Origin of the sequence: Paenibacillus glufosinatiresistens, assembly GCF_031470375.1 — a bacterium.
Lineage (GTDB): Bacteria > Bacillota > Bacilli > Paenibacillales > Paenibacillaceae > Paenibacillus_AQ > Paenibacillus_AQ glufosinatiresistens.
In genome coordinates, this window is sequence record NZ_JAVFHT010000001.1 from 171,576 (window position 1) to 186,990 (window position 15,415).

13 protein-coding genes and 1 pseudogene are annotated in these 15,415 nt (G+C 60.1%); 8 read left to right on the forward strand and 6 right to left on the reverse strand.

The features are described from left to right. The first annotated feature begins 167 nt into the window (after nt 1-167). From RBI05_RS00695 to RBI05_RS00705, 3 genes are all read left to right on the forward strand, one after another. Nucleotides 168-2,015, forward strand: coding sequence for an alpha-glycosidase (locus RBI05_RS00695; RefSeq protein ID WP_150459135.1), 1,848 nt, complete (start codon nt 168-170; stop codon nt 2,013-2,015). 129 nt (nt 2,016-2,144) lie between these two features. Continuing rightward, nucleotides 2,145-2,870, forward strand: a complete 726-nt coding sequence (locus RBI05_RS00700) for an HAD family hydrolase (RefSeq protein WP_310549773.1) — start codon at nt 2,145-2,147, stop codon at nt 2,868-2,870. 92 nt (nt 2,871-2,962) lie between these two features. Continuing rightward, nucleotides 2,963-3,598 carry a LysE family transporter gene (locus RBI05_RS00705; protein ID WP_310549774.1) on the forward strand — a complete coding sequence of 212 codons (636 nt, stop codon included), beginning with the start codon at nt 2,963-2,965 and terminating at the stop codon, nt 3,596-3,598. A 27-nt stretch (nt 3,599-3,625) separates the two neighbouring features. On the opposite strand, the pseudogene RBI05_RS00710 reads toward RBI05_RS00705, so the two are convergent. The 6 genes and pseudogenes from RBI05_RS00710 to RBI05_RS00735 form a co-directional block, all read right to left on the reverse strand. Further along, a pseudogene (locus tag RBI05_RS00710) lies at nt 3,626-3,826 on the reverse strand (amino acid permease); the annotation flags it as partial. Between the two features lie 113 nt (nt 3,827-3,939). Then, nucleotides 3,940-5,067 (reverse strand): YheC/YheD family endospore coat-associated protein, encoded by a 1,128-nt coding sequence (locus tag RBI05_RS00715; RefSeq protein WP_310549775.1) that lies wholly within the window; start codon nt 5,065-5,067, stop codon nt 3,940-3,942. Nucleotides 5,068-5,073: 6 nt separating this feature from the next. Beyond that, the gene (locus RBI05_RS00720) at nt 5,074-6,198 is read right to left on the reverse strand and encodes a YheC/YheD family endospore coat-associated protein (protein WP_150459137.1); all 1,125 of its coding nucleotides are present in this window, start codon (nt 6,196-6,198) and stop codon (nt 5,074-5,076) included. After that, nucleotides 6,195-7,568 (reverse strand): YheC/YheD family endospore coat-associated protein, encoded by a 1,374-nt coding sequence (locus RBI05_RS00725; RefSeq protein WP_310549776.1) that lies wholly within the window; start codon nt 7,566-7,568, stop codon nt 6,195-6,197. The genes RBI05_RS00720 and RBI05_RS00725 overlap by 4 nt, the downstream gene beginning before the upstream one ends. A 19-nt stretch (nt 7,569-7,587) precedes the next feature. Next, nucleotides 7,588-8,700 carry a YheC/YheD family endospore coat-associated protein gene (locus tag RBI05_RS00730; protein WP_310549777.1) on the reverse strand — a complete coding sequence of 371 codons (1,113 nt, stop codon included), beginning with the start codon at nt 8,698-8,700 and terminating at the stop codon, nt 7,588-7,590. Between the two features lie 8 nt (nt 8,701-8,708). Next, complete coding sequence (locus RBI05_RS00735; RefSeq protein WP_310549778.1) at nt 8,709-10,079, reverse strand: YheC/YheD family endospore coat-associated protein; 1,371 nt, start codon at nt 10,077-10,079, stop codon at nt 8,709-8,711. Between the two features lie 136 nt (nt 10,080-10,215). On the opposite strand from RBI05_RS00735, the gene RBI05_RS00740 reads away from it, so the two are divergent. From RBI05_RS00740 to RBI05_RS00760, 5 genes are all read left to right on the forward strand, one after another. Then, a complete protein-coding gene (locus RBI05_RS00740) occupies nt 10,216-10,563 on the forward strand; it encodes a YlbF family regulator (RefSeq protein ID WP_150459141.1) in 348 nt (115 codons plus the stop codon). Between the two features lie 77 nt (nt 10,564-10,640). Continuing rightward, nucleotides 10,641-10,922, forward strand: coding sequence for a hypothetical protein (locus RBI05_RS00745; protein ID WP_150459142.1), 282 nt, complete (start codon nt 10,641-10,643; stop codon nt 10,920-10,922). 190 nt (nt 10,923-11,112) lie between these two features. Further along, nucleotides 11,113-12,447 (forward strand): DRTGG domain-containing protein, encoded by a 1,335-nt coding sequence (locus RBI05_RS00750; RefSeq protein ID WP_310549779.1) that lies wholly within the window; start codon nt 11,113-11,115, stop codon nt 12,445-12,447. A 203-nt stretch (nt 12,448-12,650) separates the two neighbouring features. Next, nucleotides 12,651-13,826 carry a polysaccharide pyruvyl transferase family protein gene (locus tag RBI05_RS00755; RefSeq protein ID WP_310550067.1) on the forward strand — a complete coding sequence of 392 codons (1,176 nt, stop codon included), beginning with the start codon at nt 12,651-12,653 and terminating at the stop codon, nt 13,824-13,826. Continuing rightward, a complete protein-coding gene (locus RBI05_RS00760) occupies nt 13,816-15,360 on the forward strand; it encodes a lipopolysaccharide biosynthesis protein (RefSeq protein WP_310549780.1) in 1,545 nt (514 codons plus the stop codon). The genes RBI05_RS00755 and RBI05_RS00760 overlap by 11 nt, the downstream gene beginning before the upstream one ends. The last annotated feature ends 55 nt before the right edge of the window (nt 15,361-15,415 follow it).

Genomic DNA, 15,415 nt, shown 5'->3' on the forward strand with positions numbered 1-15,415 from the left:
TTGCAGCCTCGCCGGCGGTTACTTAACGCCGAGGAGAGAAAGCTCGGATAACGGCGGAAATTGGCGGTGCGAGCGTTCGTTCCCTCTTGACACCATCGCTTCAAAAGCTTACGATTTGAGCTGACTTAAGCGCATAAGTTCATGCGCCAACCCGAATAGTGAAAGGAATGAGAGAGTTGGAACTGGCCTCTGTTATTCATGAACCGAAAGGCCCACTCTGCTATGCCGTCGATGCCCGCACGCTTCATATTCGTCTCAAGACCCGCAAGGGAGATGTCTCGGGGGTTACGCTGCTTGCCGCCGATCCGTTCAACTGGCGTCCTTCGCCGGAGACGGGGATTTATGAGTATGCGACCGAGACGATGCAGCGGGTCGAAATGAAGAAGGAATACGTAACCCGGCTGCATGACTGCTGGTTCGCCGAAGTAACGGATATTCCTTGGGGCCGCGTGAAGTACGGATTTGTGCTGCATGACGGCGAGACTTCCTGCTTTGCAGGCTGTCATGATTTCACGCCGATGGGTGAGAACGGAGAGCCGCCTGCCGATCATTCCAACTATTATATGTATCCTTACATCCTGGAAGAAGATCTGTACAAGGCCCCGGCCTGGGTCAAGGATACGGTCTGGTATCAGATCTTTCCGGATCGCTTCAGCCGGGGAGGCCGGGAAGACGAGGCCGGGTTGCCGGAGTGGGGAAGCGAGGATGCCGACAGCTACGACCGCATCTACGGCGGCAACCTGGAAGGGATCGTTACGCGGCTGGATTATATCAAGGAGCTCGGCGCTTCCGGAATTTATTTTACGCCGCTCTTCGTCTCCCCGAGCGCGCATAAATACGATACCAAGGACTACTTCCAGATTGATCCGCTCTTTGGCACCAACGAGATCTTTGGCACCCTGGTAAAAGAAGCCCACAAACGGGGCATCCGGGTCATGCTGGATGCGGTGTTCAACCACTGCGGCTACGAGCATCCGTTCTGGCAGGATGTGCTCAAGAACGGACGGGACTCCAAGTACTACGATTACTTCTATATTGTCGATCCCGAGCGACCGATTGCCCCGGAATCGCAGGAAGGCAAGTTCTACGGCGAGCATTTGAACTACCGGACCTTCGGTTTCACGGAATTTATGCCGAAATGGAATACCGCCAACCCGGAAGCGCGGGAATATTTGCTGAGCGTCGCTGAATTCTGGGTGAAGGAGTACGGCATCGACGGCTGGCGCCTTGACGTTGCCAACGAGGTGTCGCATGAATTCTGGAGAGAATTCCGCAAGCGGGTCAAGGTCCTCAACCCGGATATCTATATCCTGGGAGAGAACTGGCTGAACTCCAACCCTTGGCTGCTGGGCGACCAGTTCGACGCCGTTATGAACTATGAATTCACAACTCCTGCGGTGCGCTTCTTCGGGACGAACCTGCGCAATCAGGAGCCTTATGCTCCGACCGAGTTCATGCATGCGATCAACGAGCTGCTGATCGCCTATCCCAAGCCGGTTGCATCGAGTCTGTTCAATCTGCTGGACAGCCACGATACGGCGCGCATCCTGACCCTGTGCGGGGACAATCCGGATATCGCGGCTCTGGCCTATGTGTTCCAGCTGACCTATGCAGGCAGCCCGAGCATTTATTACGGCGGCGAAATCGGTCTCGGCGGAGACGAGCGCCACAACCGGCGCTGTATGCCCTGGAAGCCGGAGCAGCAGAACCGGAAGCTCTACGAGACTGTGCGCCGGCTGATTGCGCTGCGGCAGGAGCATCCGTCTTTCCGGGAAGTGGACATCGAATGGCTGCAGGCCGACGATGACAAGCGGACCTTGATCTACCGCAAGAACGCGCCTTCCGAGACGCTGTATGTCCTGATCCACCACTCGGCGGAGCCGCAGTCGGCTGACGTTCCCGAGGACTGGAAAGGCCGCAGCCTGACCGATTTAATGACGGGAGAGACCGTCGACGGAGATGCTCCTCTGAAGCTCGGGCCGTACGGCTTCCGCCTGCTGCTCGACCGTAAATAAAGCCTGCGTAAGCGCGGATTGCCCGGCCTCGGCCTTGGCGCCGCGCTTTTTTGGAAGACAGGGCTGGCAGGCCGCGGTCCCATTCGATAAGATGGAAGGGTCAGGAATAGAGAGAAGGAGGAGATCATATTGAACCTCAATCAAGAGAATTGCCCCGAAGCGGGCACCGGCGTCTCCGGGCTGCCGAGACCGGAAGCGATCATCTTCGACATGGACGGCACGCTGTTCCAGACGGAGAGTCTGCTGCTGCCGGCGTATCACAAGATGTTCGACATTCTGCGGGAAGAAGGCTTGTACCAGGGGCCAACGCCTCCCGATGAGCGAATTCTTAGCGGACTCGGGATGCTGCTCAAAGACATCTGGATGAAGGTCATGCCTGAAGCGGACGAATCCGTTCACCGCCGGGCGGACGAAGTGCTCCTGAAGCTGGAGATTGAAGGGATCGAATCCGGCGCCGGGAAGCTCTATCCGGAAGTGGAGTCTACACTCCGCGCGTTGAAGGACAAAGGCTTCCGCCTGTTTGTCGCCAGCAACGGGCTGGAGAATTATATCCACAGCATTGTGGTGGTGAACCGGATGGAAGACCTGTTCGACGGGCTCTACAGCGCCGGGAAGCAGGGAACCGAGACGAAGGTGGAGCTTGTTCGCATGCTGCTTGAAGAGAACGGCATTACGCGGGCCTGGATGGTCGGCGACCGGTCCTCCGATGTGCAGGCAGGCCAAGAGAACGGCCAGACCGTCATCGGCTGCGCGTATGCAGGTTTTGGCAAGAATGACGAGTTGAAGGGCTCCGATGTCATTATTCATTCGTTCTCCGAGCTGCTGGAGCTGGCAGACCGCAGTCTTCAAGAGTAGAGAGACGAAATAACCGGACGCCCGAATCATTTCTTGTCCCGCTTTCTCATAAAGTGTACAAGTCTGTACCTTTGGCATGGGAGTGAGGAAGCTTGAGCGTCCAAATGCTGTTCAGCTACATGATTTTGGGATTGACGCTGGCCGCGCCGATCGGGCCGGTGAATTCGGCAAGGCTGGATAAGGGAATCAAGCACGGATTCTGGAACGCCTGGATCGTGGGAGTGGGATCAATGACGGCTGACGGCATTTTTATGCTGCTCATTTTTTGGGGGCTGGTCAGCTTTCTCAACATTCCCGAGGTCCAGGTTTTTCTGTGGCTGTTCGGAGCACTGGTGCTGGTCTATTCCGGCATACAAGGCATCGGTTCGGCTCAGGAGGTGGACTTCCGGCATTCGGATAGGAGGCAGGAGCCGCTGTTCCGCAGTTTCCTGGTAGGATTCATGGTGTCCATTTCGAGTCCGCTGTCTATCCTGTTCTGGCTCGGGATTTACGGGTCGATTCTCGCCCGGACGGCCCATTCCTACGGCACCACTCATTTGTTGATTTACAGCAGCATGATCTTTCTGGGGCTGGCGCTGTGGGATGTGGCGGTCGCCTCGTTGACGACAGGGCTCCGCCGGTTTTTGAGCCGGAGAATGCTGACCGGTATTTCAGTGCTCTCCGGCGCTTCGCTCATCGGCTTCGGCATCTACTTCGGTATTCAGGCCGTTAAAGCGTTGTGGGGATAAAGATTTCTTCAGACGGAAAAATACCGGATAGGCCGCATAGGTTCCGGCCGCCAGAAGAAACGAGAGAACCATAAAAGGCCCGGCATTGCGGATGCCGATGCCTGCCCCCAGAAAATATCCTGTTCCGATGGTACAGCCCACGCCAAGCAGTGACAGCTGCCACCAGGCCAGACGGCCTGTCCCTTCTTCAGGGTCAGGCCGTCTGCCGGTCTGTGAAGCATTGCCCATATTCCCACCTCCGAATGGCTAAGGTGCGCAGCCGGGCGGTATTCTATTCCTGCGCAGGCTGAACCGCCCTTCCGGGGCTCCCCGGGAAGGCGGTCATCAATCAGAAGAAGATGCTATTCTTCCGCGCTCTTGGGCGCTGCGGCTCCCGTTCGGTTCTTGTGCAGCCACAAGGCGTATTCAAGCGGGCGGACCAGCGCCTTGCGGTAGGTCCCGCTGTCGCCCGAGCGGGCGAATACTTCCCGTGCCGGCTTCGGATTGACCTCCAGAATATAGATGTTGCCGCTGCGGTCGATGGCCAGATCCAGCGCCAGTTCGCAGAGCGCCCCGAAGGTCCCCTCCAGATAAGCGGCCGCGTCCAGGCCGAGCCGTTCCGCCGTCTTCATCGTCCGTTCGGCCGCTTCCGTGCTGCCTAGCCACTCGCGCAGCAGCCGGGAAGCGCGGACTGCGCGCCCCCCGCCGTGCAGATTGGAAGTGACGCTGCCCGCCGGCCCGACCCGCCCGGCCATGCCGGTCAGCTCCCAGGCGCCCTGGCTGTTCTTCTGCACGAGCATCCGGTAATCATGGACGCGTCCGTTCGGAAGGCGCAGCGGAATGCCCTCCTGAATCAGAAAGCGCCCGCCGAGACACCATTGCCGGACTACCGATTCCAGCCGGGACAGGGTAACCTTCCGCGGGGGAATCATCCGCCGGTTCTGCCGGCGTCCTTGGATGTCGTACTGCCCTCCTCCGGAGAGGCGCTCGATGCGCAGAATGCCCCGTCCCCCCGTCCCGTTGATCGGCTTGAGATAGAGCACCCGCGCCTTTCCGAGCATACGCTTCAGGTCTGCGGAGGAATGGTACAGCACCGTCTCCGGCAGATGCGGCCGGAAACGGCTCTTGTTCCAGAACGTCTGATGAATGGTCCACTTGTTCCGCAGAGGACGATTCAGGAAGGTGAGATGACCGTAGCGGGAGCGGAATCTTAGCAGCTGCTGGAAGCGCTCGGAGCGCTGGATGCGGCAGCGGTCGTAGATCATATCGGGAAAAGCCCGCCACCGCCGGGTCCACTGGCCCGTGGCCGGGTCTACGGTCAGGGCATGAATCTTGTCGCCGCCGGGGTTTACATCCATCGGCGTGAAGACATAGACGTCGAGCCCCAGTCTGCGTCCCTCGGCAATCATTTTGCGGTAGACGGGTTTCTCCTCAAGTTGTCTGGCTTGGTTCAAATAGAGGGTCAGAATGCCCAATACAGGTTGCGGCATCGCAATTCACCTTCTTGCTTCTATAGGATGGCCGGCCAGATGGCGGGAATACTGGATGATCCGTTCCAGCGAGAGCCTGCGGATCGGCGGTTCGTCGAATTTCATGGGCCGGGAATTGGCTTCAAAGAACCAGAGGCCCCCTTCCCGGTCCACGCCCAGGTCCATCGACATTTCACCCAGTGCGGAAGCGCTGGCCCGCTCGATCTGCCGGGCAATGAGCAGCGCGGCCGCAGGCACGCTTCGGAGGATGGCGGCGCTCTTCTCGGCTCCGAAGACGTTGTCCAGCAGCTTCCCGGGCTCCTCGATGCTGCCTCCGCGCGGCACATGGGTAGTAATGCTGCGCGCGCCAGCCAGCCGGGCGCCGATGCCGGTCACGCCCCAGACCCCGCGTCCGTTCTTCTGCACAAGCACGCGCAGATCGAACGGACGGCCCCGGTAGGAGGAGAGGTCAATCGCCTGCTGGACAATATAGCGTTCCTGGCCTCTCTCCCGGCTGATCCGGTTCCAGAGCCGCTCCATCGATGCGGCCTTGTACGTTAGATGCCGCTGCCCGGACTGTACCTGAAGCCGGTAGGGCAGAGGGTGGTCGGGAACATATTTCAGCCGCATGATCCCTTTTCCGGCTTTGCCCGCTTCAGGCTTGAGATAGAGGGAGGAATGATTCTTCAGCAGAGCCTTCAGCGTAGCTGCGCTCCGGAGCTTGCGGGTCTCGGGGACATGCCGGGCGGTCGCCCGGGAGCCCTTCAGCCACTCGAACAGATCCCATTTATTGAAGAAACGCGGATTGAACAGACGGATGGAGGGATGCTCCAGCAGCTCGCCGATTTTGCGGAGCACCGCCGGCTTGCTCTCCTGTTCCCGGCTTGGAATCCGGTTATAGACGACCTGCGGCAGCGGCATAATCTCGGTATTCCAGTTCCGGCGCCCCGGGCCCGGCACATAGCCGATGATGTCCGTCTCCTCCAGCCGCAGATCGCGGACGGTTACCACATACACGAGGCAGCCGAGCTCGCCTCCCGCCCGGATCAGATCCCTGAAATTGCGCCGGTTGCCCCGGAACTGCTTCACCGGATGGCTTGTCGTCAGAATGGCGACAACCGGCCGTCCCTCGGCTGAAGTCGAATGGATCACAGATCATCCCTCCTGCGGAACTTGCTGAGGTACAGGCAGTGTTCCAGGATATGCTCAACGGAAGCTTTGCCTTCAGCGCGCAGGGAGGGGTGGCGGAAGATGGAGCGCCCGGGCTTGGCGTTCGCTTCGAACATCCAGATGTTCTCTTCCTGATCGATGCCGAGATCGAACCCGATTTCCCCGATCAGATGGCGGTGCTGGGCTTCCAGCGCTTCCGCCAGACGGATCGCGGTCGCCTTGGCCTGCTGGAGCACCTCGTCGGCCCGGGCGCCGAAGACCCGGCCAAGCGCCTGCTGCGGCGTCATCAGCGAGCCCCCGTTCTTCAGATGCGTCGTCACGCTGCCCCGCCCGGCTTTCTTCGCGCCGATGCCGACAACGACCCACTGGTTGTTCCCGTTCTTGTGCATATGGAAACGGAAGTCGATCGGGCAGCCGTCGATTTCGATCAGACGGATGCCCTGCTGTACCACATAATTCTGCAGGCTGCGTCCGTGGCGGGACTCCAGCATCCGCATGAGGCTCTCGAAGCTGCCGAAGCGCAGCAGCACATTCTTGCCGCCCCGGCGGTAGCGGGCGAAGTAGCCCCGCTTGGGCAGATAGGTCAGCCGGTAGATGCCCATGCCCAGGCTCCCGGCCGACGGCTTGTAGTAGACAAAATGGTGCCGCTCCAGCATCTCCCTGATGAGCTCGGGAGCAGGATTGCTGTGGGTCTCCGGCACATAGCGGACGGCGGCGGGATCATTCTCCATCAGCCGGTAGATGTCGGATTTATTGAAGAAGCTCCAGTTGAAGAACGGGATTCTCCTGCGGATGAACCGTTCGCGGAGCTGGCTGATCGCCTGGGACGTCTCGGCCCGCCTGCTCGGAAGCCGGTTATAGACGACATCGGGCAGGGGAACGAGCTTGCGCTCGAACCGTCCGGCGGCATTCAGGAAATACCCGTTCACCCGTTCCTGCTGCCAGTCGATGTCGCGCGGGGTGAAGGCGAAGATGTAGCACATGCGCCCGCCTTCCCGCAGAAGCTGCTTGATGAACCCGGTGCGCGAGCCGAACGGGTTGGCGGAAGAGAGCGGACCGTCGGAGAGAATTCCGACCAGCGGCCCGAGCTGAACCTCATCGTTCTGCAGGTTGCGCAGGTAGACGCCCCCGGTCTTGGGCACCTTGATGGCATGCTGGACGCCGGAGGCGAGGAACAGATGCTTCCCGGCGCGTTTGATCGGCTTGATCACCGCCGGGATGGTATCCTTGCCGAGCCGGACCCGGATGCTGCGTTTGCCGGACAGCTTCAGACTCTTCATCAGCGAGCCCGAGATGTAGACGACCCGTTCAGGCTTCTTGGTGAAATGGATGTTGCCAAATGTAAGACCCATTTATGAATCCTCCTTAGGATCATTGTCTAGGAAAAGCCGCCGGCCGCCTGGATTGCAGCAGGCAGCGCGCGTACCGCAGCGGATTCTCGGCCGCCCGGCGTTCGGCTTCGGTGTCGCCCGTCAGCCGGAAGACCGTCCGCCCCGGCTTGGAATTGGCTTCGAGCAGCCAAATGCGGCCGCCCGGATCGATGCCAAAGTCCAGGCCAAGCTCGCCCAGCCTGCCGAATCCGGCTTCCAGCAGCGGCGGCAGTCCGGCCGCCGCTTCGCGGACATCGCGCAGGACGGCGGCGGCCGCCCCGGGCCCGAACTCGGCCGCGAGGAAAGGCTCCGGCGGCACGGCGGTTCCGCCGCCGTGCAGGTTCGAGGCCGCCGTGCCGGGCCGGCCCAGCCGGACCGCCATGCCGCTGATCGTCCAGCGGGCCCGGCCGTCCTTCTGCGCCAGCACGCGCAGATCGAACGGCCTTCCCGCCGAGTCGCACAGCGGCAGGCAGGGCTGCAGGAGATACGGTCTGCCGGCGGTGAACCGGCGGACCGTATCTCCGCCTTCCGCTTCGTCCGCATAATCGCGGACGAAGGAGCGGTTGCCGGCGTCCCGGCCGGCGAGGCGGAGCCCGCCGCCCGGGAGCCGGACGGCGCGGAGCACGCCCCGGCCCTGGGAGCCGGCCGCCGGCTTCAGGAAGACGCCGCCCTCGCGCTCGGCCAGCATCAGCGCGAAGCCGCGCCCGCTGTAGAGGTGCGTCTCCGGGAGCAGTCCCGCCGCCGGCGATGCGGCGAGATGCCGGTGGACGCGCCACTTGTCCGGGAGGCCGCGGGACAGGGGAACGGCTCCCCGCAGGGCGTTCAGCGCGGCGCCTGCGGCGCGGCGCTCCCTGGCGTCGGCGGGGAAGAAGCGGTTGTAGAGCACGCCGGGAGCCGGAGAGGCGCATTCCTTCCAGCCCGACGGCGTCCGGACGTAGCCGTGCGGGATGGAACCGTCGGAGGCTACGCCCTCCGGCGGGAAGAGGATCAGCTCAAGGCCGAACCGGGGGGCAAGCTGGCTGAGCCGGGAGACGAACTCGGGCTCGGTGACGGGTGCGGGTCCCTGGCCGCGTCCGGTGAGGACGCCAAGCCTTCCGATCATCGTATCGCTCATGACGCCACCTATAAATTGGCCAGATAGCGGCAGTATTGGATCATTTGCTTGACGGAGGGACGGATCTTCTGATCGGCGTTGAGCGGCGTGTTGTCGTTCTTGGACGGCTTCGAATTCACTTCCAGCAGCCAGACCCGGCCGGATTGGTCCATGGCGAGGTCAATGCCGAGCTCCCCGAAATGGGCGGGAATATAAGTCTCGATGCCGCGGGCGATGGCGAGCGATGCCTTCGTAAGCTGGAGAGTGGCGTTGTCCCGCGTCCCTGCCGGGAGATTGCTCTTGCTTACCGCTTCTTTTACCGTACTGAGACTGCCCCCCCGGGCCAGGTTGGAGACAAAATGGTTATTGCCTGCGGTCCTGGCGACGATGGAAGTCACGCCCCATTTGCCCGTTCCGTTCTTCTGCACCAGCGCCCGGAAATCGACCGGCCGCCTGCCGACTTCGATCAGGGACAATCCCTGCTGGATCTGGTACCGTGTGGTGCGCATCTTGGGGGCGACCGCCCGGAAGAGCTTGGCGAGACTGGGATAGCTGATGGTGCGGGTCCCGAGCGTCGTGGTGGTCTGGAGACGGTAGCTGCCGCCCTCCTCGCGGGAGATCCGCAGAATGCCCTTGCCGAGGCTGCCGCGCACCGGCTTCAGAAAGACGACCGGATAGTGGGCGCACATCCGTTTGATGAGCGGGAAGCCGCTGAGGGCATGCGACTCGGGAAGGTAGCGCTGCAGCGCGGGTTCCTGTCTCAGCGCCTCGAACACTTCGGTTTTGTCGAGGAACTTTTCATTGAAGAAGTGGGTGCCGTACCGGGATTTTACTTCGGCAAGAAATTGCTGTACGCTAGGCTTATTCTCTGCTTTGCGCGAGGTGACGCGGTTATTGATGACGTCGGGCACGGGAAGCTTGCGGCGCTTCCAGCCTCCGTCGTAGATCCAGCCGACGATGCCGGAGCCGGCCGTCTCGAGCGCTTCGGGCGTGAAGAAGCAGACGAAAGCGCCCTGGGCGTGACAGGCGTTCGTCAGTTCGCGGCAGAAGAGAGTGATCGGACCGAACAGGCGATCCGGATGGTCGGGATACTCCCGGCTGACCAGAACGCCGATCAGCGGTCCGAGCCGGATCGTGCGGGTGCCGGGAACATAGGACACATTCAGCAGGTTTCGGGAATCCCAGCCGGCCCGGCGGGCCAATCCCTCGCTGACGCGCAGATTATCGGACTTTGGAACCGGTATGACGGTGACATCCTGACGGAATGAACCGAAGGCGAGCTGAAGCGGACCGTGAACCGGAATCCGGAGCTTTCGGACGTACTTGTCGCCCAGCATGATGGCGTTCTCCTGAAGAATGCCGGAGTGTACGGTGTGAACCGGGATTTTGAGCTTTGACATCTTGAATCTCCTTCCGGTGAGCAGCATGATGCCGGTTGCCTGCTGTCAGGGGGTTCATATCATTCATCATATGGAGTCGTTTGCCCCTTGGTGATTGGCCTTGGCGGCCTCCATAGAGAAACGGAGGAACGAAGCAATGAATATTTACGACAAAGCGCATGAACTGGCGCAAGCCATCAAGGAGAGCACAGAGGTGGCCGACATCATGGCGGCGATGAAGCTGGTAGAAGCGGATCCCGCGAGCCGGGAGATGCTGGACAACTTCCGCACCAGCCAGCTGGAGCTTCAGCAGCGGATGATGGAAGGCGATATGCCGGCACCGGAAGAAATGGAGAAGATGGAGAAGCTGTTCGAGGTGCTGAACCTCAATCTGGGCATCCGCCGTCTTTTTGAAGCCGAGCGCCGCCTGAGCGGTGTCATCGAGGACGTGAACAAGATTATTGCAGAGAGCCTGCAGCATCTGTACGGACCGGAACAGGCGTAAGACTTGTCTCATATTACGCTGCACGCTCTCATAGACTAGAGCATAGACTTCCGATATGAAGGAGATGCTTAAGTACAATGAAGAAACGCAGCAAAATCAAACACGCGCTCAGCCTGACCGTTGCCCTTGGAATGCTGCTCTTTGCCATCCCCCAGCTGTCGGTCCGGCAGTCCGGCCCCGTCTTTGCCTTCGGTATCGCCTGGGCGGTATTCGCCCTGATGGTTATTGCCGCCCATCTGCACTTTCTGATCGGTGTCGATGCCGAACGGGCGAAGCGCCTGGAAGCCGTCCGCCGCGCGAAGCTCTCGCGCTGGGAGGACGATTGGCGGAGAGAGAGAAGCGTGGCGGGCAAGCTGTAGACCTGCCGCCGACACATCATACGACCCGCAGATCGGCACCCTTTAGGGGCCGGGTCTGCGGGTCGTTTCTATTTCCGATGAAGCGCGGCCGGACGGCAGCTGAAGGAGACCGTCTGCGCTTGTATCGGGCGTCTGCACCTGTGTATAATGAATACAGAGTAGTACAGATCGGATAGTGGAGGTGTAACAGATGGAGGGACAAGGCGATGCCGTTACCAAGCACGAACAGCTGCTTCAGCATATCGAGACGCTGAAGGTCGGCACGAAGATCTCCGTCCGCAAGCTTGCCCGGGAGCTGAACGTGAGTGAAGGGACGGCGTACCGGGCCGTCAAGGAAGCGGAGAATTTGGGAATCGTAATTACCAAGGAGCGAATCGGCACCGTTCGGATCGAGAAGAAACCCCGCAACATTTCAGAACAGCTTACGTTCGCCGATGTTGTGGAGATTGTGGAAGGCCATGTGCTGGGAGGAGCGGCCGGCCTGGACAAGCACTTGCACAAATATGTAATCGGTGCGATGAAGGTGGACGCCATGATCCGTTATATCGACGCGGACAGCCTGCTGATCGTCGGCAACCGGGACGATGTGCACTCAATGGCCCTGGAACAGGGGGCCGGAGTCCTGGTAACGGGCGGGTTCGGCACAAGCCGGGAGGTCAAGGCATTCGCGGACGAGCTGTCGCTTCCTGTCATTTCTTCCCGGCACGATACCTTCACCGTCGCCTCGATGATCAACCGGGCGATCTTCGACCGGCTGATCAAGAAGAAGATCATGCTGGTCGAGGATATCATGGGCCGCAAGCCGCGCCCTGAGCTGCTGAAGATCACCAGCACGGCCGCGGAGGTCCGGCGCCTCTCCCGGGAGAGCGGAGACACCCGGTTCGCGGTGACGGACGAATGGAACCGGGTTATCGGAATCGTCGGCCGCCGGGATGTGGAGGAGCTGGAGGACTCGGCTTCGATCGAGAAGGCGATGGTCCGCGGGCCGGTGACGGCCGGACTTTCTACCTCGCTGGCTTCGGCCGCCCAGATCATGATGTGGGAAGGCATCGACTTTCTCCCGATTGTAGACCGCAGCCGCAAGCTGGTCGGCGTCGTCACGCGCCGGGAAGTGATGCAGAGCCTCCGGGATGCCCAAGGGCAGCCGCAGCTTGGGGAGACATTCGACCATCTCATCTGGAACGGATTTGCGGAGGACCGGGACGAAGAGGGACGCTTGTTTTTTCACGGCCTGATTACTCCGCAGATGGCGACCGACCTCGGGACGATTTCGGAGGGAGTACTGTCCACACTGATGACCCAAGCCGCTTTTCGGGCGGCCAAGGACAGAACGGGAGGCGACTATGTGCTCGACAGTCTCTCGACATACTTCGTTCGTCCGGTCCAGATCGAGGATCCGATTCTGATCCGTCCGCGGCTTCTGGAGAGCAGCCGGCGCACCTGCAAGCTGGAGATCGAGGTGCTGCATCTCGACAATCTGGTGTGTAAAGCCGTTATGCTGCTTCAGTCCCTGGATCACGGTTGAAGCCAGAAGCCGCCCTGGAAACGGAATGGTACTTTTGCGTTATATATGTGGTTCCTTAGTTTACATTTGATCCATTTTCATTGCTATTGAAAAATCGTTTCTTTAAAATTGCAATTAAGTAAAGGGGTTTTCTGAAAAGACCCCGTTTTTTTCTTTTCCGGGAGATAACGCTCAGAGAAAGGAAGGATGCAATTTTGAGGAAAATGATGATCCACGCTTATGCCAAGCTGAACCTGGGCGATGATCTGTTCATCAAGATGCTCTGCGAACGATATCCGGAGACGAGGTTCGTTCTTCCTGCCGAGAAGGCGTACAAAGAATGTTTCCGGAACCAGGCCAATCTCAGCGTGCGATCGGTGGAAGCCATTTGGCTGCGCGCCATCAAGAAGGTGCTCAAGCGCTTCCGAAGCCTTGAAGTGGAGAAGCTGTATATCAAGTGGCTGGCTCTCCGCTGCGACGGCGTTGTGCAGATTGGCGGATCGGTGTTCATGGAGACGCCGGGATGGGAAGAGCATCTGGAATGGAAAAGGGAGGTCTACGGCCGGCGGAAGCCGTACTTCATACTGGGAGCGAACTTCGGCCCCTGGAAAGACCCGGCCTTTCTGGAGCGGCACCGCGAAGGGTTCGCCGGCTGCACGGATATCTGCTTCAGAGACCGGCACTCCTTCGAGCTGTTCCGCGATCTCGGGAACGTGCGGGTGGCGCCGGATATCATCTTCGGCTATCCCGTTCAGACCGTTCCGTCCCGGCCGGAACTTTCTTCCTCAGCCGGCAGGACAGCGGTCCTGTCCGTAATCCGTCCCTCCGACCGGGAGAGTCTGAAATCGCTTGACGAACGCTACTACGACAAATTTCGCGATCTCTCCGTTGCTCTGATCGAAGCGGGATACCGCGTTGTTCTGATGTCGTTCTGCGAGCATGAAGGCGACGAAGAGGCTGCGGAAGCGATCAGCGCCCGAATTCCCGTCGGGTATGCCGACCGGGTGTCCTGCTTCAAGTACCGGACGAATCTCGACGAGGCTATCGCCTGCCTGGCCGGAGCGGATTTGATCGTCGCCACCCGGTTCCATGCCATGATTCTCGGATGGCGCTTCGGCAAGCCGGTCTATCCTGTCGCCTACAGCGACAAGACGCTGCATGTGATGGATGATGCCCGCTTCAGCGGCGGCTACGGCGATCTGAGACATCTGGAGGATATGGTTCCGACGGACGTCGTGCGCAGCGCGGAGACCGGACGGCTGAATGTGTCGGGACTGGCGCGGCGGGCCGAATATCATTTTGAACGGCTGGATCATTATCTCGGGCGCAGTCCGGGAGAAGAGGAATCTGCGGAGAACGCGGGCCGCCGGGTTCTGGCAGGGAGGAACCATGAGAACTAGACGGAGCCTTCTCAATCTCGCGCTCGGCCTCGGCAGCCAGCTTATCACCATCGTACTCAGCTTCTTCATTCCTCGTCTGCTGATGGTCAATTACGGATCGGAGGCGAACGGGCTCGTCTCCTCGGTGATCCAGATCATCGCCTATCTCTCCCTGCTTGAGGCGGGAGTCGGTTCCGCGTCGCTGCAGGCCCTCTACAAGCCGATTGCCCAGGGAGACCGTTCCTCGATCAACGGCATTCTGTCGGCAACCGCCCTTTATTACCGCAAGACGGGATTCTATTACATGCTGGCCGTTATCGGCATCGCTCTGGTCTATCCGCTTGCCGTGGAGTCCGGTTTTGCCGCCTGGCAAGTCATGGGCATCGTCCTCTTCAACGGCCTGGGCGGCGCCATCAACTATTACTATCAGGGCAAATTCCGGATCTATCTCATGGCTGAGGGCAAGAGCTATATCGATACCTCGGTCGTTACGGTGGGCAACATTCTGAACAGTCTGCTGCGGATTGTTCTCCTGATGCAGACGGCGGATATAGTGCTGGTACAGGCCGTATTCTTCGCGGTCACGCTGCTGCAGATGGTGGTCTTCCATCTCTACAAGAAGCGCCATTACGGCTGGATGGAGTTCGACCGCACGCCCGATCTGGCATCCATCGGCCAGAAGAATTTCGTGCTGCTGCATGAGCTCTCCTACATGATTTTCCGCAATACGGATGTGCTGATTCTGACGTTCTTCACCAATCTGAAGGTAGTCAGCGTCTATGTCATGTACAATATGGTCTTCAACATTGTGGACAACATCGTGAACACGGTGAACGGAAGCGTCAAATTCGCCCTGGGACAGAGCTTCCATGAGGAGCGAAGCCGGTTCCTGAAGCTGTATGATGCGTATGAGCTGTATTTTATGTCCTTCGTCTTCTCGGTGCTGACGGTCACGTACGTGGTTATGCTTCCGTTCATCACGCTGTATACGGCGGGCGTCAACGATACGCAATATGTGTTGTACTGGCTGCCGGTCCTTTTTGTGGCCCAGAAGCTGCTGGTCAACGCCCGGTCTTCGGCGAACAATGTCATCAACATTGCGGGTCATTTCAAAAACACCCTGAGCCGCTCCCTGCTGGAGTCCGGCATCAACCTGGGCGCTTCGCTCGTTCTCGTGCATTTCATGGGCATCTATGGCGTGCTGCTCGGCACGATTCTGGCCCTCGTCTACCGTTCGGCGGACATCGTCATCTATGCCAACCGGCGTCTGCTGGATCGCAGCCCCTGGATTACCTTCCGCCGCTGGCTGGTCAATATCGCGCTGTTCGGGGCCATGGTCTTCGCCGCCGACCGCATTGACTTTGCCTTCGATTCCTATCTCTCGATTATCGCCGGAGCCGTGCTTCTCGGCTGTGTGGTGCTGCCCGTGTACGCCGGGGTCGCATCGCTCTTGGAGCGGGAGGTCTTCCGCTACAGCCTCGGCATGTTCCGCGGGATCGGGCTGAAGCTGAGAGCGAAGCTGATGCCGGGCAAGCCTTCGGCCGATGCGTCCTGAGGCGGCGCGGCATCGGAGCTCGGCTGCCGCTAAGCCGCTGCTGTCCGCCACTGAG

Excerpts from the sequence above, each read along its gene's own strand:
- RBI05_RS00695 (WP_150459135.1), top strand. The coding sequence starts at position 168 with ATGAGAGAGTTGGAACTGGCCTCTGTTATTCATGAACCGAAAGGCCCA.
- RBI05_RS00730 (WP_310549777.1), bottom strand. The coding sequence starts at position 8,700 with ATGAGCGATACGATGATCGGAAGGCTTGGCGTCCTCACCGGACGCGGC.
- RBI05_RS00735 (WP_310549778.1), bottom strand. The coding sequence starts at position 10,079 with ATGTCAAAGCTCAAAATCCCGGTTCACACCGTACACTCCGGCATTCTT.
- RBI05_RS00760 (WP_310549780.1), top strand. The coding sequence starts at position 13,816 with ATGAGAACTAGACGGAGCCTTCTCAATCTCGCGCTCGGCCTCGGCAGC.
- RBI05_RS00715 (WP_310549775.1), bottom strand. The coding sequence starts at position 5,067 with ATGCCGCAACCTGTATTGGGCATTCTGACCCTCTATTTGAACCAAGCC.
- RBI05_RS00755 (WP_310550067.1), top strand. The coding sequence starts at position 12,651 with ATGATGATCCACGCTTATGCCAAGCTGAACCTGGGCGATGATCTGTTC.
- RBI05_RS00725 (WP_310549776.1), bottom strand. The coding sequence starts at position 7,568 with ATGGGTCTTACATTTGGCAACATCCATTTCACCAAGAAGCCTGAACGG.
- RBI05_RS00745 (WP_150459142.1), top strand. The coding sequence starts at position 10,641 with ATGAAGAAACGCAGCAAAATCAAACACGCGCTCAGCCTGACCGTTGCC.
- RBI05_RS00750 (WP_310549779.1), top strand. The coding sequence starts at position 11,113 with ATGGAGGGACAAGGCGATGCCGTTACCAAGCACGAACAGCTGCTTCAG.
- RBI05_RS00740 (WP_150459141.1), top strand. The coding sequence starts at position 10,216 with ATGAATATTTACGACAAAGCGCATGAACTGGCGCAAGCCATCAAGGAG.